The organism is Streptomyces sp. NPDC004721 (genome assembly GCF_053601495.1).
Genome location: NZ_JBSGBZ010000022.1, coordinates 23,321 through 40,455, shown reverse-complemented (window position 1 = coordinate 40,455; position 17,135 = coordinate 23,321). Strand labels below are relative to the sequence as shown.

Genomic DNA, 17,135 nt, shown 5'->3' with positions numbered 1-17,135 from the left:
TCCCAGCACCGGAAAGTGAACGGCGGGCAGCGAGGGTTTCCCCATCTCGAGACCAATGGGTAAGCAGTTGGTCGCGGCAGGGGCAGGTGCGGCGTTCGGAAACTCATCGCTACTGTTGGGCGAGGACCTTCGCGACGAACCGCGGACCGGCGGAGGCTTGTCGTCCCCAGGTCGTCGGCCTCGACGACTGCGGGCACGGATCCCCCGGGGATCAGCCTGGGATTCCGGCGCTCACCAGCGGATTCGGCAGCGGCTGGTAGCGGGCCGCCGCGCCGTCGGCGTTCGTCCAGCGCAGCAGCAGGTTCGTCTTGCCGGGCACGGTGGGCGAGGTGAGCAGGCCGGCGGCCTCGGGCAGGTCGTGGCGGGCGAGTTCACGGCGGACGGCGGGCCAGGGGTCGAGAGCCGGGTGGCGTTCGGCGAGGGCGGCGGCGATCTCGCTGAGGTGGTTGACGACCAGGCAGTACACCAGCCGCTCCCAGCCGGCGGCCCGGGAGACGTCCGGCAGCAGTTTGACCCCTTCCGCGTCCCGGAAGAGTGCCTGTACGGGCAGACCGGCGGCGTCCACGGCGATCAGCGAGTTCTGCAGATGGGCCTCCAGGACGACACCGTGCCGCGCGAAGGCCCCGAGGGCGGGGGGTATCACCTGGCGCAGATACGCCTCCCACCACAGCGCCGGGTCCCCCGGGCCGTCCAGCGGGTTGCCGTCGAAGCCCTCGGCGAGGGCCGCGGCGAGCAGCGGGGTCGCGCCGGGCACCAGGTGCCCGGCGAGTCCGTCGCGGACGACGACGGCGAGTTCCTCGAAGGCGAAGGCGGCGGTGCGGTAGCCGCGGTCGGACAGCCAGGCCGCCGGGCCGCCCAGCCGTGCGAAGGCGGTGGTGACGGCCGTGTCCGTGCGGCGCAGTTTCAGCAGGTCGTGCCGCCACAGCCGCCGTACGTCGTTCGTGATCCGCACGTCCAGACTGAACTTCAGGAAGAGGTCCGCGCCCGGGACGTGGACGGTGCGGACCGCCGCCGTGGGCCACACCGCGCGGGCCGTCGTACCCAGCCGCAGCAGCCGCCCGTCGGCGAAGGCCCCGGCGAGGTCGCGGCCCACCAGTTCGAGTTGCCAGGGGTGGGCGGGCAGCAGCCGGTAGCCGGGCGGGGCCTGGCCCAGCGCGTCGAGCGCCGAGGTGTCGCCCTGCTCGGCGACCACGTCCTCGCGCACCCCGAGCAGCACCAGGGGGAAGTGGGCGTGCGCCTCGGGCGCGTACGGCAGCCAGGAGGCGACCGGACCGCCACCGCGCGCCTTCGGCGCCGGATGGTACGGGTGGCCGGTGACGAGCGCCTGCTCGGACCGGATGTACGGGTCCTCGGGCGCCGGCGCGCGGTCGCGGGCGGCGAGCAGCGCCGCCACCGCCTCCCGGCTGTCGATCATCTCGGCGGGCAGTTCGTCGTTGGGCACGCCGGTGTGCCGACGCAGCTCCTCGGCCACGAGTTTGACCAGTTCCGGGTGGTCGATCCGCTGCCAGCCGCCCTCCGCGTAGACCTCCGGCGCGGTGGGCCGCCGCCCGTCGCGCACCCGCAGCAGCCGGTCCCCGCCCGGCAGCCGGTACGTCCGCCGCCCGCCCGGATCCGGATACGGCCGCGCGACCTCGCGGATCAGGCAGTTCAGCAGGGGCGCGGACGCGTACGCGTCCGCGCGCTCCACGATGTCGTCGGCGGGGGGTGTGAGCTCCATGCGTTTTACTCGGTCCGTTCGGTCCATAAGTCCACACGGTGCGAAGGTGATCAGTATGTCTGCCCGGCACGCGCCGACCTGACGCCCGCCCGCTCTCGGAGGAGTCCGACCGTGCACCGTCCCCCAGCCACCGAGACCGAGGTCGCCGAGGAGCTGGCCGCCGTGCGGCCCGACCTGGTCTCACGGTACGCGGCGCGGCTGCACGGCGCGCGGGCCGCAGTACTGACCCGGCTGTGGCGCGCGCTCGCCCACGAGCCACTGCCGTGGATCACCGGCCGGGAACGCACACGGGACGCGCTCGTCCTGCGGCTGCGCGACGGCCGCCGGCTGGAGGGGCCGCCGTCCGACCCGTACGCCACCTCCGCGTACGTCACGGCCGTACGTCTGGCCGGGACGGCCCACGAGGATCCGGCGCGGCTGATGAGGGACCTCGCCGTGCCGCACGGCGACTCGCTCGCCGCCGAACTCGGGCACAGCGTCGCCTCTCTGGCGCTGTCGCGGGCCGATCAGCCACCTCGGGACGAGGGACATCCGGAGGAATGGCCGGTGGCGGACTGGCAGTGGGAGCAGCGGGTGGTCGACGGCCACCCCTTCCACCCCAACTGCCGTTCCCGGCCCGGTTTCTCGGTCGCCGAGCAGCTCGCGTACGGGCCCGAGCACCGGCCGTCGGTCGAGCTGGGCCTGCTGCCGGTGCCGGAGCGGGAGTGCCTGGTGAGCGGGGCGTGGCCGGGAAACCTGCGGGAGGGCGGGCGGCTGCTGATTCCCGTGCACCCCTGGCAGGCGACGCACGTGCTCGAGCAGCCGCGCGGGGAACGTGCCCTCGCGGCCCATCCGCTGATGTCGCTGCGCACCCTGGCCGTGCCCGGCGGGCTCCACGTCAAGACCTCGCTCAGCGCCCGGCTGACGTCCTCGGTCCGGGACATCTCGGTCGGCTCGGTGACCGCCGCCGCCGCCCTGTCGGACTTCGCCGTGGACCTGGCGGCCCGCACGGACGGCCTGCTGCACATCACGCGCACCCTGGGCGCGGCCACCGCGGGCTCTCCCGATCTGGCGGCCCTGTGGCGCGAGTCGCCGCGGACGTACGCCGCCCCCGGGGAGCACGTCGTGCCGGTGGCGGCGCTGCCCTCCACGGACCTGCCCGACTCGCCCGCCTGGACGGCCGAGTTCACACGCCTCGCGCTGGCCGTCGGACTGCGTCTGCTGGAGCTGGGGGTGGCCCTGGAGGCGCACGGCCAGAACCTGCTCGTCGTGCTGTCCGGGTCCGGCTCCCCGCTGCGGCTGGTCTACCGCGACCTCGCCGACATCCGGATCAGCCCGGCCCGGCTGACCCGGCACGGCATCGCCGTACCGGAGTTGCCCGCCCGGAACCTCACCGACGACCCGACCGCCCTGCGCCGCAAGCTGTTCGGCTCGCTGGTGGCGGGCGCGCTGGCGGGCACGGCCGGATCGACGGCCGCGCTGCGGACGGCACTGGAGCCGGCCGTACGAGACCTGCCACACACCCCGGACGTAGAAGCTCTGCGTGAACAGCCGCTCCCCGCAAAGGCGTTGACGCTGATGCGGCTGTCTCCCACCACGCCCGGCGACCTGTGGACCGGGCTGCCCAACCCGCTCGTTTTGATCCCCGGCACGTCCGGTCAATAGGATCCGCCGATGATCACAAGACAACGGCTGGCGGCGGGAGTCTGTGCTCTGCTCGCCGCCCTGACGGCCGGGATGGCCTTTCCCGCCGGTGCGACAGCCGACGAGATGGAGGGGCAGGATGCCCCGAAGGTCGAACTCGTCCTGGACGTCAGCGGTTCCATGCGGACCCGGGACATTGACGGCGGGACGCGGATGGCCGCGGCCAAGCAGGCGTTCAACGAGGTGCTCGACGCGACCCCCGAGGAGGTCCAGCTCGGTATCCGCACCCTTGGCGCCAACTACCCGGGCAACGACCGGCGGACGGGCTGCAAGGACACCGCTCAGCTCTACCCGGTCGGTCCGCTGAACCGCACCGAGGCCAAGACGGCGGTGGCGACGCTGGTGCCGACCGGCTGGACCCCGATCGGACCGGCGCTCCAGAAGGCGGCCACGGACCTCGACGGCGGCAACGGCATGCGCCGGATCGTCCTGATCACCGACGGCGAGGACACCTGCCAGCCGCTGGACCCGTGCGAAGTGGCCCGCGAGATCGCGGCCAAGGGCATCGGGCTGACCATCGACACCCTCGGCCTGGTGCCGGACGCCAAGACCCGCGACCAGCTCATCTGCATCGCGGAGGCGACCGGCGGCACCTACACCTCCGTACAGCACAAGGAGGAACTCAGCGACCGCGTAGGCCAGTTGGTCGACCGGGCGGCCGACCCGGTGGTGACGCCGGTGGCCACGGAGGGCGCCACCGAGTGCGCGAAGGCGCCGACGCTCAAGTCCGGCCTCTACACCGACCGCGAGGAGTTCGGGCAGCAGCGCTGGTACCGGGTGGACGTCAACCCCGGCCAGGAGCTGCGGGCCTCGGTGAGCGTCGCCGCGGACCGGGCCGTCGACCCGGACTACGGCCTGCTGGTGCGGGCCGTGACGGAGCGCGGCCGGGAGATCGTGCGCGGCGAGGCGGCGGGCAACGGCCGTACGGACGTGATCTCCACGGGTCTGCGCTACCCGAAGCCGGAGAGCGACGACGAGAGCGCCCCGGCCGAGACCGTGTGCCTTCAGATCACCAACGCCTTCTCGGCGGCCTCCGGGGTGAAGACCACGCCGGGTCTGCCGCTGGAGCTGACCGTCGACGTGGTGGACGGTCCGGGCAAGTCGAGCGACGTGGCCTCCTTCGGTCTCGGCCGCGGCTGGTGGCTGCTCGGCGCGCTGGTGCTCACCGGCTTCGTCGCGGGCCTGCTGTGGGGCTGGGTGTCGCGTTGGCGGGTCGCGATCTGGAGGACGAACTGATGCGTATCACCCGTGTGTTGGGCGCCACCCTGCTGGCGCTCGGGCTGGCCGCGGGCCCCGCGGCAGCCGACTCGTCGCCCTCGCCGGACCCGTCCGGCGACAGCGGGGCGCCCAGCCAGGCAGGCACCTCGTTCCGTAGCGCGACCGAGATCGAACAGGGGCAGCAGGCCACCGCCAGCGGCTCCACGGGCGACTACCTGTACTGGTCGTTCGCCGCGGACGCCGGGCAGCGCCCCACCGTCAAGGCGACGGTGAAGCTGCCCGAGGCGCACGCCTCGCAGACCTGGCAGATCGACGTCTACGACGGTTTGCGGCGCCGCCAGTCCTGCCAGTACGGCGCCCAGACCCGCACCGCCGCCCAGGGCACGGCCTCGGTCGAACTCGCCTGCGTGCTGCGCACGGTGCGGGCCTGGTCGGAGCCGTGGGCCAACGACCCGCTGCCGGGCACGTACTACATCCGGCTCACGGTGGCCGGTCTGCCCGCCTCCGACCTGGGTCTGCCGGTGAGCGTCGAGGTGCGGGCCGACTCCAAGGACGTCGGCGGCGCCGCGGCGGTGGACGGCTCGCTCGCGCAGCCGCTGACCCCGGGCATCGCGGTCAAGTCCGAGCAGGACGGCAGCGATGCGCAGGACGACCAGGGTTCGAAGAAGTCGGCCGTGCTGTCCAGCATCGAGCCGGACGGCGGCTGGTCCTCCAACTGGTGGTCCGACCGGTGGGTGTGGACCGGGATCGGCGGCATCCTCGCCGCGCTCGCGGGCATCGGCGGGTACGCGCTGACGCGCGGCTCGGGACGCCCGTCGCGGATACCGCCGGGCGTCTGACGGCAGTTCCGCCCGACCACACCTCGGAAGGCCCGCTCCTCCTTTGGAGCGGGCCTTCCCTCATGCCTCGCGCAACGCCTTGGCCGCCGCGCCGTCCCCGCTCACCTCGACGCGCCCGTCCCGCACCGCGTCCGCCAGGCCCAACTCCCTGCGGCTGACGGCCGTACACGTGACGGAGTCGAGTGCCAGCCGGGCGTCCGGCTCCGCCGGCGCGGGTCCGTACCCGTAGAGCGGGCCTTCCGCGGCGCCCACATGCAGATGGAAGTCGCCTTCCTCCAGCCGGACTTCGACGACGCCCGCCCCGATCCCCGCCTCCTCCAGGGCGCGCAGCAGGGGCAGCGCGAACCAGTGCGCGCGCAGCGCGTCGGTGGGCCGCCGCTCCCCCAGCTCCGTCTGCCCCCACTCCCCGAGCGCCCGCAGCACCGGCAGCAACTCACGCCCTCGGGAGGTGAGTTCGTAGACGTGGGCGGCTCCGGACGGCGGCAGCCGGCGCCGGGTCGTCAGCCCGTCCCGTTCCATGTCCTTCAGCCGTGAGGCGAGCATGTCCGTGCTCACGCCCGGCAGGTCGGCGTGCAGATCGGTGTACCGGCGCGGACCGGCCTGGTCGGTCCGGGCCCGCGATGGGTCCGGGGCAGCGGTCGGTCCGGCCCCCCTCCGGCCAGGGGAAACTCCTTCGAGCCCGCGACCTGCGCTGTGTTACGGTCCCGGTGCCGGCCGCGGGACTTCGGTGCGACTTCCGGAACCTGCCTATGAAGCAATGATTCGCAGCTCGTGCCCCCATTCCCCGGCCGGCCCCGGCCGGGGAGTGCCGGCCGCCGGCTCCGGCAGGGGGCCGCGAGTGAACGGGTGGGGGCATGGACGGGGGCATGGAGTCGTCCGGGGATCCGATCGCGGCCGAGGACGTACTGCTCTTCGTCAACGCCGCGATCACCGCGACCGGCCAGCGCGAGTTCCGCTCCGACGCGGCGGCCCAGCGGCTCTCCCTCGACTTTCTGCACGCCTACACACTGGGCAACTACCGCGACCTCTACGCGGGCGTGCTCGCCCTCGACATCAACGACCACAACGCGGCGCTGATGATCCGCCGGCTGCTGGAGACCGCCGGCGAGGCCACCGCGGACCAGCGCCGCAGCGAGGGCCGGCTGATCGCCGGACGGCTGGCGCTGCTGCCGCCGCAGCGCGTCTACGGGCTCTTCGGCGCACTGCGCCGCTCCGGGGTGAACAACCGGCGCACCCGCGCCCTGCTGCGCGACTGGCTGGCCGCCCGGCCCGATCCGGCCCTCGACGCCGTCAAGCACCGCAACGGCCTCAAGCGGGCGCTGCGGCACGCGCATCTGGCGCTGGACGACGAACTCGGCGCCTTCCTCTTCGCGCCGCACAGCCGCGCCCGCTACGACACACCCCTCCTGGAGGCCTGGCGGCGGGCGCACTACGAACAGGCGGCACTCTACGAACTCCCGTACACCGTCGCGGAGGGCTTCGCGGCCAGGCACGGCATACCGCGCGGCGTGTTCCTGGAGCGCATCGCCCCTCGGCTGACCCGCCTGGAGACGCTGCGGCTCCAGGAGGCGGCGCGGCAGCACGGTCCCGCGGCGGCGCGGGCGGTGGCGGCCGACCTGTCCCGGATGCCGCTCACCCGGCTCGCCGGGTACGTTCTCTCCCTTCCCGCCCCGGAGCGGGTCGCCCGGCGCGAGGAGCTGACCGGCGCGCTGCGCACGGCCGCCCGGCGGACGGCGGGCCGGCACCGGGGAACCTGGGGCCGGGTGGCCGCCGTCCTGGACGACAGCTTCTCCTCCTCCGGTTCGGGCGTGAAGCGGCGCCGGCCGCTGGCGGTCGCCCTGGCCTGCCACTACCTGCTCGAAGCGCTCGCCGGCCACTACACCGGGCTGTGGACCTCCGGCCGCGGCGACGCGCTCCTGGCCCACCCCGTCGGCCCGACCCCACTGGGTGAGCGGATCCTCGACGCGCTGGAGTCGGTACCGGAACGCCTGGTGATCGTCTCCGACGGCTGGGACAACTCTCCTCCCGGACTGGCCGGCGAGGTGCTCCGCGTCTGGCGCACCCGCCTCGACCCGGCCCACCGCACCGGCGTGGTCCACCTCAACCCCGTGTACGACGCCGAGGACTTCGACGTGCGCCGGCTGTCCGCGCGGGTGCCGACCGCGGGCATCCGCGACGCGGAGGACCTGCCCGCGCTCGTCGAGATCGCCCAGTTCGCCGAGGGCCGGACCGGCCTGGCCGACCTGACGGCCTACCTGGACGCCCGCGCGGCGCGGCTCACCGCCACCGCGGACCGGCGGGCGGAGAGGAACCCCCGATGACACCGCACGGACTGCTCGACGGGTTGGAGACCTGTCCCTCGCAGGTGTGGGGCGCCGTACGGCTGGTCCCGCTCGTGCGGGCCGAGGCGATCCACGACCTGCGCCTGCACCCGCGGATCCACGACGGGGCCGGCATGGTCGACCTGGGCCGGGGGCGGAGCTATTGCTCCTACATCCCGCACAGCTTCGTCGCCGACTGGACCGGGGACGGCTCGCCCGCCGCGGCCTACGGAACACAGCTGACTGACGGGCGGCCCGAGTGGGAAGTCGCGGGCGCACGACTGCACTTCCAGCGCCGGATGGCACGCCGGGAGGCCCGGCACCGGCTGCGTTTCCTGCCGCTCCACCTCGCGCTGGAGGGCTATCTCGCCCTCCACTTCGGCGGGCCCGCGGTCGCCTGGGAGCAGTGGTCGCACCGAGCCGTGCGCCAGGGACTCTCCCCGCGTGTCGAGGCCGCCTACCTGGGCACGGAAGTACCCGGACTGGCCGACGCCCTGCGCGTCTTCGAGATCCACCCGGGCCAGTGCGGCGTACTGATCCATCTGGCCGACGCGCCGGCCGCGGCGTTCGTGGTGCCGCACCCGGAGGACTACCGCACCCTGCACCCGACCCTGCTCCAGGACCTCTACGGCGACCTCGTACACCACTACGCCACCCTGATGCCTCCCGTCACGGACTTCAACGCCCGCATCCCCGACACCCGGATCCGCACGCTCGCCGACCTGCGGGACGCCGCGGCGCAACAGACGGCGCAGTGGGCCGACTTCCACGACACCACCATCGCGGCCGGACTGCTGGACCAGCCGAGCACCTGGCAACTGGTCCGGCGCATGGGCCGCTTCACGCTCTCCCGCTTCCTGCCGCCGTTCCGCCCCAAGCAGGACAATCACATCGGTGAGGCGATCACCGACGAACACGGCCGGACCGTCTACCTCAAGACGTTCCGCCTCTCGGAGAACCAGGTCCGCCGAGGCCACCTCCTCACGCACCTCGCCGCCCACGACTGGCACCTCCCCGCCACCGCCACCACCCTCGGCCTGACCGAGCCCCAACTGTCCCTCCGCCTGGAGACATCCGGCTTCGCCCACCTCCTCCGCCAGGACGTCCTGGACCACTACCGCAAACAGAACCGCACCCAAAACCCCTGACGGGAAACGGAGAAGAGAACATGAGCGCCGCCGCCACGGAGGCCGAGGCCCGCAGAAGGCGCACGCGCTACCCCATCACCCTGGCTGTCACCATCGGCTGCTATGTACTCGCGGCGATCGCGGGGATGTTCTTCCTGACGGCCCACGTCGGCACCGGTCTCCAGGTCCTCCTGTGGATTGTGCACGGTGTTGCCGTCATCCTGCTCATCGAGAAGCTGGGGGCCACGGAATCGAGCCTGTACGCCACCTTGTTCATCGTGGCCACCTCGCTGGCGTCTGCATCCGTCGCCGGTATCGCGCGCGACGACCTCACTCTTGAGCAGCGAGGCGAAACGGTCACGGTCACGGTCGTGAAGAAGTGGCTCGACCCGCCCGGTGTGAGCAAGTCCCGTGACTACTACTACGAACTGAAGCACCAGGACGGCACCAAGGTCCTGGGCCCCGCCCTGAGAACGGCCAAGGATCGTTTCGACGTCGGCGCGGTGCTGACGGTAATCGAAGACCCCGCCGGCGAACTCCGCCCTCAGACACCGGATCAGGCGGGCGCAACGGGCAACGTGCTCGCTGCCGGGGGTTCGCTCTCGCCGCGGTCGGTGCCGCCGGCTGGATGGCCTGGCGCGGCTCGGACGCCGCCAGGCGGCGGGACCGGCGGAAGAAGGGAACCCCCGAACACGAGGCTCGCGCCAAGCAGGAGGAGCAGGAGGCCAAGCTGCGCGAGGCGTTGCGTACCTACCCCGTCGACCGCCGCGGCTACATCAAGGTGCACCCGAAGGACTACCCCGCCCTGTCGCAGCACCAGGCCGCCCGCATCGCCTGGGAGATGGGACTGCGAGCGGAGGCCTGGGGAAACCAGGGATCATGGCGCTTCAAGGAGACCGTGGTCGAGGAAGTACCACTCGACTGAGCCGGGGTGGACCGGAGACCAGCATCGCGGTATCGGAGGGTTACTCGGCGGGTACCGCCGGTGGCGGCCGGGCTCGGACCTTGAATAGCATCGCCTTGATCAAGAGACCTCTGGCCCCACCTGGAGTCCACAAGTGAACCGCCCCGCCCGGCCGCTCATGGCCGCGCTCACCGCCTCCGCGTTACGTATCAACTCATCCGCCGTGTCGAATACATCGACGAACCGGAGGGCGACATGAGTGACTTGTCGATCGACTACGCGGTACTGAACCGAGTAAGACACAACCTCGACCACATCGCCCACCTGATGAAGAAGCCTGGCCGGGACATGGAACTGGTCACCGGGGACTCCATGGGTGTACCCGAACTCGCCAAGCGCATGGACGACTTCGGGGACGAGTGGTCGTACGGCATCAAGCAGCTGACGAAGTTCTCCGGAAAGGCGTCCAAGGCGCTGCTCACGGTCAAGCGGTCGTTCGAGGAACTGGACACCGAGCTCGCCGAAGTGAACCGGAAGCAGGGCAAGGCCGGCGGCAAGGGAGCTGAGAAGTAGCCATGGCCGAAGCGAAGCTGGACGATTTTCCGGCCCTGGGCTTCGTGCCCTGCCCCGGCGACCGCGCGGTGGCCGACGACGTGGCCAAGACGGTCCGCAGAACGGCGAAGGCCCTCGACGAGATCTGCCAGGTACTGCACGGCACGGGCGCCGGCGACTGGGAGGGGGAGGCGGCGGAAGAGTTCCGGAAGAAGTTCGACGACGAGTTCCGTCCGCGCATGGACGACGCCCGCGACTCGTTCCAGGACTCCGCCACCGCCCTGGAGGACTGGGCGGCCTACATGGAGCGCAAGCAGAAGGCCGCCGTCAAGTTGGAGGCCCAGGCCGCCGAGATCGACGACCAACTGGGCAAGGCGCACGACAAGGTCAACAAGCTCGACCGGGCTGACCAGGACACGAAGGACGCCAAGGACCACAAGGACAAGGTCCAGGACGCCAACCGCGCGGTGAACGCCAAGTCGTTGGAGCTGGATGAACTGCGCCGCAAGGGTCGCAGGCTCGCCAAGGACTACCAGGAGTACGGCAAGGGCACAGCCGAGCGCCTGAAGACCGCGATGGACGTCGCCCCGAACGAACCCGGCGCCTGGGAGAAGCTCGGCCACGCGATCGAAGACCTCGGAAAGGCGCTGGCGGACCTGCCGGGCCAAGTGGGAGAACTCCTGTCCGAAATCGGCAACTGGATCAAGGACCACGCGGACTGGATCACCGTCGCGGCCTCCGTCGTCGGCGTCATCGCCATCTTCTGCCCCGTACTCGCTCCGCTGGCCGTCGGACTGAGCGCCGTCGCGCTCTTCGCGCATGCGGCGTCCTACGGCTGGAGCGGACTCATGCCACCCACCGGTGAGAACATCGGCAACTGGCTCACGCTGGGCGGCGACGCACTCGGCATGGTGCCTGGCGCAGCAGGGGTCAAGGCCGGTTGGAAAGCCGGACGAGCAGCTGGTGGTTTCGCCAAGGGCAGCAGAGTCGGGATCAAGACGGCCGCTTCAGCGACGAAACAACTGGCGAAGGAGGCGGACCCGGTCGTGAGAGCAATCGACAAACCGGTGATGGCCGTTGCCTCCAAGCTCGGAGTCTCACGCAATGCCGCCCTGACCGCCACGGAATACATCCAGGCCGGAACCAACCTTACGCTGACGGCCCCGACCGCGATCAACGCCTATAAGAAAACCGCCAGCGGGACCAACGCCGCCACGTGGGGCACCGGCGCGGCCAACATCGCCGTGGGCACCAGCGGCGGTAAGTTCGGCGGAGCCGTCGCCATCGGCAGCCTCATTGGCCTGGGCGGCTGGGAGGTAACGAAATGACGGAATCCGTCGCGGCTGCCCCCTCCTCCGCAGACGTGGCCGACCTGTGGTTCGAACTTCCGCCTGGCTTCCTCGCGTTCGATCTCACGGAGGACTCCGAGGCACGCATGATGAAGATGGCGGATGCCACTGACTCGCTGTTCTCCGCCGCTGCGCCTGAACAGAAGTTCAGCCTCGTCGTGTCAAGTGAGACTGTCCTACAGGTGATGATCTCGGCGGGCGCAGGGCATGTGTCGAGTTGCTTCCTGCGCATGCCGGACGGTGCGCTGTCCCAAGGCACACTGTGTGTACTCGTCGAGAGACCTGAGGTCGGCCCGGAGAACCAGGACAGACAGGGGACAGCGAAGCGTACGGCGGTTCAGTGGCGCGAGATGTATCCGGACGCCGAGGTCGGTCTGATCATGCTGCCGTACGGCCCTTCCGCCCTGTGCATCCGTGATCAGGATCTGCTCGTCCCAGGCGCGTTCTTCGGCCTGGACGACCCTGTACCCGCCACGGTCCGACAGGTGCAGTTCTGCGTGCCTTTGAAGACCGGCCCCGGTTCGGCTCTGTTCGTCTTCACGACCGAGGACGTCGAGCACTGGGCCGAGTACCTCGATGTGCTGAGCGGCATCATGAAGTCGGTCTCCGTGGATGAACCGGACGAGGAGAACACGCGGCCGATCGACAGTCCAGGTGCTGAGGGGATGGCGAAACAAGCATGAGCGCTGGTACGCGATACCGCATTCCTATGGCTGTCGCCGTCGGCTGCTACGTGCTCACAGTGATCGCGGGGATGTTCTTCCTGACGGACAGCCTCGGGCCCGTTCTCCAGGTCCTCGTATGGATTGTGAACGGCGTTCTTCTCATCCTGCTCATCGAGAGGCTGGGGGCCACTGAATCGAGCCTGTACGCTGCGCTGTTCATCGTGATCGTGTCCGCGCTGGCCGTACACACCATCGGCATGGCTCGCGACGACCTGACCCTTCAGCACCGCGGCGAAAGGGTCAGTGCCACGGTCGTGAAGGAATGGCTTGATCCGCCGCAGGGGCGCAAGGGCCAGCTCTCTCACTACCGGCTGCAACACCAGGACGGCACCAGGGTCCCGGGACCCGACATGCAAACGACATCCGATCTCTACGACGTCGGCCAGGTTTTGACAGTCATCGAGGACCCCAAGGGCAAACTCAGCCCTCGCACACCTGGACAAGCCGACCCCACGGCTGAGTTGCTGGGTGCCGGTGCACTCGCCCTTGCCGCACTGGGGTCTGTCGCTTGGATGACGTGGCGAGGGTCGGACACCGCGAAACGGCGGGTCCCAGGAAAGCCGTCGGCCGGGATGCGGAAGGTGTACAAGGCCGTCACCCGCGACCACAGCTTGCCGGAAGAGCAGGAGGCCAAGCTGCGCGAGGCGTTGCGTACCTACCCCGTCGACCGTCGTGGCTACATCAAGGTGCCCCCGGAGGACTACCCCGACCTGTCGCAGCAGCGGGCGGCCCGCATCGCCTGGGAGATGGGGCTGCGCGCTGAAGCGTGGGGGAACAAGGGGTCGTGGCGGTTCAAGGAGAGCGTGGTCGAGGAGGTGCCGCTCGACTGAGCCGGAGGGGCTACTGGGGATCGTCCGGGTCCGAGGGGGTTTCCCAGTGGAAGGACGCCAGGGTGACGTGGTCCTCGTCCTGTTCCGTGTCGTCGTCCTGCTCGCGGCGGGTCAGGTGGCCGAGGACGACGATGGCGCCGAGCAGCAGGCTGATCAGGCAGATCAGGGCGAGGACGAGCGTGGCCAGGCTCAGCAGGGTGTTGCCGACCAGGTGGGCCAGTATTCCGATCGGGTCCAGGCATCCGCACGCCAGCATGCCGATACGTTCCCCGCCGGCGGCGCGGTCGGGACGCCGCGTTGCCGATCCGTGCTCCGAAAGTGCCCGGGCCGCGATGCCCCGCCGTGGGCCCGTGAGTCCGCCGGAGCGGGGGCGCGGGCTCGTAGCCTGTGACGCATGGGTGATCTCTTTCTCGTACGGCACGGGGAGACCGAGTGGTCGCGGTCCGGGCGGCACACCGGGTGGACGAACGTGCCGCTCACCGAACACGGGCGGGAGGAGGCGCGGCGGCTGGTGCCGTTGATCCGCTCGCACCGCATCGGGGCCGCGTTCGTCAGCCCGTCGCAGCGGGCGCGGGAGACGGCCGAGCTGATCGGCGTCCACGACGCGCGGGTCGACGCGGATCTGCGGGAGTGGGACTACGGCGGCTACGAGGGCGTCACGACCGTCGAGATCCAGCGGACGCGGCCCGGCTGGTTCCTGTTCACGGACGGGGTCGCCCCGGGGCCGCCGGAGCATCCCGGGGAGAGCGTGGAGCAGGTCGGGGAGCGGGCCGACCGGATGCTGGGCAAGGTGGACGCCGCGCTCGCCAACACCGAGGGGGCCGTCCTGCTGGTGGCCCACGGGCACTTCCTGCGGGTGCTCACCGCCCGGCGCCTCGGGCTGCCGCCGTCGGCGGGCGCGCTGTTCCAGCTGGCCACGGGAACGGCGTGCCGGCTGGGCACGGAGCACGGGCGGCCGGTGATCGCGGGCTGGAACATCCGGGCGACCCCGTCGGCGTAAGCGGCCGCGGCTCGTTGTCGGACCCGGGTCGTAGTCTTCGAATGGGCCGTTCGACGGCTGTTCGACGATTCGGGGAGGCCGCGCCGTGACACGACCGCCTACCGCCGCGCAGCGCCGCGTCATCGACGCCGCCGACCCCGTGACCGGCCGGCTCAGGGGTACGGATGCGCAGCTCGCCGCGCTGGTGAAGCGGGGGCTCGCCTTCCGGCACCCGCGGCCGCCGCACGACCACTTCCTCACCCCGGCCGGGCATCGGATACGGGAGGCGGAGGAGGCAGCGGCGGCCGCGGAAAGGGCGCCCGACGTCGGGGAGGCGCCCGCCGGTACCGGCGTTTTCTCCGCCCGCGTCGGCGGTGAGGAGGACCCGTACGACGCTCCCGGGCGGGTGCGCGAGGTGCACAGCGCCTGGCAGGGGCTGCTGGAGCTGCGCCGGATGACCAATCCGGACGGTGCCGTCGAACGGCCCTGCGGCTGGGAGCGCGCGCATCTGGTGCGGGCCGCCGCGCTCGCCCTGGAGGCGGCGGGGCAGCGGCCCGCGGGGCCGGACGCGGACGGTTACCGGGTACGGGCCACCCCGCAGCCGGAGGCGGTCGCGGTGTACGGGCCGGACGGCGCGGCGCTGTGTGCGTGCGCGGCCGCGCTGGAGCGGGCGGGCTGGCAGGCCGGGGAGTACACCGAGCCCAGGACCAGGGCCCGGTACCTGCTGGCGTCGCCGCGCAGGGTGTGACGGACATGCCAGGATCGGTGGGTTCGAGCGCGTACGAGAAGGGGACGCAGTGAGCGAGCCGTTTTCCGTCCGGGTGACCGTCCGCGGTTACGAGACCGATGTGCAGGGGCACCTCAACCAGGCCGTGTACCTCAACTACGCGGAGCACGCCCGCTGGTCGTTGCTCCAGGCGGCCGGGATCAGCCAGGCGGGCCTCGTGTCCGGTGGCGTGGGGCCGGTGGTCCTGGAGACGACCATCCGCTACCTGCGGGAGTTGCTGGCCGGCGACGAGGTCGACGTGACCTGCGCCTTCGAGTGGGGCGCGGGCAAGACCTTCCGGATCCTCCAGACGATCCGGAAGGCCGACGGCACGGTGGCGGCCGAGATCGACGCGGTCGGCGGCCTCCTGGACCTCAGGGCGAGGAGACTGGTGCCCGCCCCGCACGACCGCTTCAAGCAACTGGCGACGGAACCCGGCCTGTTCGGGCTGTGAGGCACACGGCGGGAGGGGCACGGCACGACGGCCGTACCCCTCCCGAAGATCGGCGCGGCGGCCGTACCCCTCCCGAAGATCGGCGCGGCGGCCGGACCCCAGCCAAGGATCCGCGCGGCGGCCGGACCCCTGCCAAGGGCCCGCGCGGCGGCCGGACCCCTCCCGAGGATCAGCGCGCCACCGCGATCTCCTCCCCTGCCTCCATCGGATGGGTGACGTCCTGGGCGTCCACCGACCCGGGCCTGCCCAGGTGGTTGAAGACGAAGTTGAGCAGGACGGCCGCGACGCAACCGGTGGAGATGCCGGAGTCGAGCACGATCCGGGCGGTCTCCGGGAAGGCGTGGTAGAAGTTCGGCGCCGTGATCGGGATGATGCCGACGGCGATCGAGACGGCGACGATCAGGACGTTGTTGTCCTTGTCGAGACCGGCCCGGGCCAGGGTCTGGATGCCGCTGGCGGCCACCGAGCCGAACAGGACCACGCCCGCGCCGCCGAGCACGGGGCGCGGTACGACGGCGATGAGCGAGGCGGCCACCGGGCACAGGCCCATCAGGACCAGGAAGCCGCCGCCGAAGGCCACCACGAAGCGGCTGCGGATCCGGGTCATGGCCACCAGGCCGATGTTCTGCGCGAAGGCGCTGCACATGAAGCCGTTGAACAGGGGGCTGACGGCGGAGCCGAGGGTGTCGGCGCGCAGGCCGGCGGCGATCGTCTTCTCGTTAGCCGGGCGGTCGACGATCTCACCGAGGGCCAGCATGTCCGCGGTGGACTCGGTCATCGAGACCACCATCACCACGCACATCGACAGGATCGCGGCGACCTGGAACTGCGGCGCGCCGAAGTGGAACGGGGTCGGGAAGCCGACCACCTGGGCGTCCGCCACCGGGCCGAAGTCCGTGACCCCGAACGGGATCGCTATGACCGTGCCGGCGATCAGGCCGAGCAGGACCGCGATCTGCTTGACGAAGCCGCGGGTGAAGCGGCGCAGCAGCAGGACGATGACCAGGGTGATGCCGGCCAGGGTGAGGTTCGTCGCCGAACCGTAGTCGTGCGCGGCCGGATTGGGGCCCTGGGCCCAGCCGAAGGAGACGGGCAGCAGGGAGACACCGATCAGGGTGATCACGGTGCCAGTGACCACCGGCGGGAAGAAGCGGATCGCCTTGCAGAAGATCGGCGCGGCCAAGAAGCCGAGGACGCCTGCCACGATCACCGCGCCGAAGATGATCGGCAGGGCGTCGGACTTGTCCTTGGTGGAGGCGACGATCGCCGTCATGGGGGCGACACCGGCGAAGGTGACGCCGTTGACGAAGGGGAGCCGGGCGCCGATCTTCCAGATGCCGAGGGTCTGCAGGAAGGTGGCGAGGCCGGCCGTGAACAGGCAGGCCCCGGTGAGGAAGGTCAGTTCGGTGCCGGACAGGCCGACGGCCGCGCCGACGATCAGGGGCGGGGCGACCACACCCGCGTACATGGCGGCCACATGCTGCAGGCCGCTGGTCGCCATCTTCAGGATGGGCAGTTTCTCGTCCACGGGATGGATGGTGGACTCGGCTGGCTGTCGTGCCTCGTCACGGGGCGTGGGGTGAGCGGTCACGGCGGCTCCTCCGGTCGGTTGAACACGTCGTCTTCGACGTGGGTGTCAAGGAGGTGGTGCGTGGTCGTGCGGGACCGGGG

16 protein-coding genes and 1 pseudogene are annotated in these 17,135 nt (G+C 71.3%); 13 read left to right on the top strand and 4 right to left on the bottom strand.

Annotated features, from left to right (window positions below; all coding sequences use genetic code 11):
• Positions 1 to 211: 211 nt before the first annotated feature.
• Entirely contained in the window at positions 212 to 1,717 is a 1,506-nt protein-coding gene (locus tag ACWEK3_RS21280; protein WP_453250336.1) for an IucA/IucC family protein, read from the bottom strand.
• Positions 1,718 to 1,828: 111 nt separating this feature from the next.
• Between ACWEK3_RS21280 and ACWEK3_RS21275 the strand changes: the two genes are divergently transcribed.
• Genes ACWEK3_RS21275 through ACWEK3_RS21265 form a run of 3 tightly spaced genes read left to right on the top strand, consistent with a single transcriptional unit; the run spans position 1,829 to position 5,457 of the window.
• Complete coding sequence (locus ACWEK3_RS21275) at positions 1,829 to 3,361, top strand: IucA/IucC family protein (RefSeq protein ID WP_453250335.1); 1,533 nt, start codon at positions 1,829 to 1,831, stop codon at positions 3,359 to 3,361.
• A 9-nt stretch (positions 3,362 to 3,370) separates the two neighbouring features.
• Complete coding sequence (locus ACWEK3_RS21270) at positions 3,371 to 4,636, top strand: VWA domain-containing protein (RefSeq protein WP_450540737.1); 1,266 nt, start codon at positions 3,371 to 3,373, stop codon at positions 4,634 to 4,636.
• A complete protein-coding gene (locus ACWEK3_RS21265; protein WP_450540739.1) occupies positions 4,636 to 5,457 on the top strand; it encodes a hypothetical protein in 822 nt (273 codons plus the stop codon). The genes ACWEK3_RS21270 and ACWEK3_RS21265 overlap by 1 nt, the downstream gene beginning before the upstream one ends.
• Before the next feature lie 60 nt (positions 5,458 to 5,517).
• Here the strand turns inward: ACWEK3_RS21265 and ACWEK3_RS21260 are convergent.
• A pseudogene (locus tag ACWEK3_RS21260) lies at positions 5,518 to 6,057 on the bottom strand (winged helix-turn-helix transcriptional regulator); the annotation flags it as partial.
• A gap of 266 nt (positions 6,058 to 6,323) precedes the next feature.
• Here ACWEK3_RS21260 and ACWEK3_RS21255 point away from each other — a divergent pair.
• From ACWEK3_RS21255 to ACWEK3_RS21225, 7 genes are all read left to right on the top strand, one after another.
• Positions 6,324 to 7,778 (top strand): hypothetical protein, encoded by a 1,455-nt coding sequence (locus tag ACWEK3_RS21255; RefSeq protein WP_453250334.1) that lies wholly within the window; start codon positions 6,324 to 6,326, stop codon positions 7,776 to 7,778.
• A complete protein-coding gene (locus ACWEK3_RS21250; RefSeq protein WP_450540743.1) occupies positions 7,775 to 8,926 on the top strand; it encodes an ARPP-2 domain-containing protein in 1,152 nt (383 codons plus the stop codon). Before ACWEK3_RS21255 ends, ACWEK3_RS21250 begins: the two co-directional genes overlap by 4 nt.
• 607 nt (positions 8,927 to 9,533) lie before the next feature.
• The gene (locus ACWEK3_RS21245; RefSeq protein ID WP_453250333.1) at positions 9,534 to 9,830 is read left to right on the top strand and encodes a hypothetical protein; all 297 of its coding nucleotides are present in this window, start codon (positions 9,534 to 9,536) and stop codon (positions 9,828 to 9,830) included.
• A 234-nt stretch (positions 9,831 to 10,064) separates the two neighbouring features.
• On the top strand, positions 10,065 to 10,382 hold the full coding sequence (locus ACWEK3_RS21240) for a hypothetical protein (RefSeq protein ID WP_450540746.1): 318 nt from the start codon (positions 10,065 to 10,067) through the stop codon (positions 10,380 to 10,382).
• A 2-nt stretch (positions 10,383 to 10,384) separates the two neighbouring features.
• Positions 10,385 to 11,689 (top strand): putative T7SS-secreted protein, encoded by a 1,305-nt coding sequence (locus ACWEK3_RS21235; RefSeq protein WP_453250332.1) that lies wholly within the window; start codon positions 10,385 to 10,387, stop codon positions 11,687 to 11,689.
• Positions 11,686 to 12,393: a hypothetical protein gene (locus ACWEK3_RS21230; protein WP_450540750.1), complete on the top strand. Its 708-nt coding sequence runs from the start codon at positions 11,686 to 11,688 to the stop codon at positions 12,391 to 12,393. Before ACWEK3_RS21235 ends, ACWEK3_RS21230 begins: the two co-directional genes overlap by 4 nt.
• Positions 12,394 to 12,419: 26 nt before the next feature.
• Entirely contained in the window at positions 12,420 to 13,265 is an 846-nt protein-coding gene (locus tag ACWEK3_RS21225) for a hypothetical protein (RefSeq protein WP_450540751.1), read from the top strand.
• 10 nt (positions 13,266 to 13,275) lie between these two features.
• Here ACWEK3_RS21225 and ACWEK3_RS21220 read toward each other — a convergent pair whose 3' ends face one another.
• Positions 13,276 to 13,521: a hypothetical protein gene (locus ACWEK3_RS21220; protein ID WP_450540753.1), complete on the bottom strand. Its 246-nt coding sequence runs from the start codon at positions 13,519 to 13,521 to the stop codon at positions 13,276 to 13,278.
• A 138-nt stretch (positions 13,522 to 13,659) separates the two neighbouring features.
• Here ACWEK3_RS21220 and ACWEK3_RS21215 point away from each other — a divergent pair, with 138 nt between their 5' ends.
• The 3 genes from ACWEK3_RS21215 to ACWEK3_RS21205 all read left to right on the top strand — a co-directional run bounded on the left by ACWEK3_RS21215 (position 13,660) and on the right by ACWEK3_RS21205 (position 15,464).
• Positions 13,660 to 14,265, top strand: a complete 606-nt coding sequence (locus ACWEK3_RS21215) for a histidine phosphatase family protein (RefSeq protein WP_384427984.1) — start codon at positions 13,660 to 13,662, stop codon at positions 14,263 to 14,265.
• Positions 14,266 to 14,350: 85 nt separating this feature from the next.
• The gene (locus ACWEK3_RS21210; protein WP_450540757.1) at positions 14,351 to 14,992 is read left to right on the top strand and encodes a hypothetical protein; all 642 of its coding nucleotides are present in this window, start codon (positions 14,351 to 14,353) and stop codon (positions 14,990 to 14,992) included.
• A gap of 49 nt (positions 14,993 to 15,041) precedes the next feature.
• Positions 15,042 to 15,464 (top strand): acyl-CoA thioesterase, encoded by a 423-nt coding sequence (locus ACWEK3_RS21205; protein WP_450540759.1) that lies wholly within the window; start codon positions 15,042 to 15,044, stop codon positions 15,462 to 15,464.
• A gap of 169 nt (positions 15,465 to 15,633) precedes the next feature.
• Here ACWEK3_RS21205 and ACWEK3_RS21200 read toward each other — a convergent pair whose 3' ends face one another.
• Positions 15,634 to 17,055 carry a nucleobase:cation symporter-2 family protein gene (locus tag ACWEK3_RS21200; protein ID WP_450540761.1) on the bottom strand — a complete coding sequence of 474 codons (1,422 nt, stop codon included), beginning with the start codon at positions 17,053 to 17,055 and terminating at the stop codon, positions 15,634 to 15,636.
• Between the last annotated feature and the right edge of the window lie 80 nt (positions 17,056 to 17,135).

Coding starts and splice junctions, on each gene's coding strand:
- ACWEK3_RS21280 (WP_453250336.1), bottom strand. CDS start 1,717: ATGGAGCTCACACCCCCCGCCGACGACATCGTGGAGCGCGCGGACGCG.
- ACWEK3_RS21270 (WP_450540737.1), top strand. CDS start 3,371: ATGATCACAAGACAACGGCTGGCGGCGGGAGTCTGTGCTCTGCTCGCC.
- ACWEK3_RS21265 (WP_450540739.1), top strand. CDS start 4,636: ATGCGTATCACCCGTGTGTTGGGCGCCACCCTGCTGGCGCTCGGGCTG.
- ACWEK3_RS21255 (WP_453250334.1), top strand. CDS start 6,324: ATGGAGTCGTCCGGGGATCCGATCGCGGCCGAGGACGTACTGCTCTTC.
- ACWEK3_RS21250 (WP_450540743.1), top strand. CDS start 7,775: ATGACACCGCACGGACTGCTCGACGGGTTGGAGACCTGTCCCTCGCAG.
- ACWEK3_RS21245 (WP_453250333.1), top strand. CDS start 9,534: ATGGCCTGGCGCGGCTCGGACGCCGCCAGGCGGCGGGACCGGCGGAAG.
- ACWEK3_RS21240 (WP_450540746.1), top strand. CDS start 10,065: ATGAGTGACTTGTCGATCGACTACGCGGTACTGAACCGAGTAAGACAC.
- ACWEK3_RS21235 (WP_453250332.1), top strand. CDS start 10,385: ATGGCCGAAGCGAAGCTGGACGATTTTCCGGCCCTGGGCTTCGTGCCC.
- ACWEK3_RS21230 (WP_450540750.1), top strand. CDS start 11,686: ATGACGGAATCCGTCGCGGCTGCCCCCTCCTCCGCAGACGTGGCCGAC.
- ACWEK3_RS21225 (WP_450540751.1), top strand. CDS start 12,420: ATGGCTGTCGCCGTCGGCTGCTACGTGCTCACAGTGATCGCGGGGATG.
- ACWEK3_RS21220 (WP_450540753.1), bottom strand. CDS start 13,521: ATGCTGGCGTGCGGATGCCTGGACCCGATCGGAATACTGGCCCACCTG.
- ACWEK3_RS21215 (WP_384427984.1), top strand. CDS start 13,660: ATGGGTGATCTCTTTCTCGTACGGCACGGGGAGACCGAGTGGTCGCGG.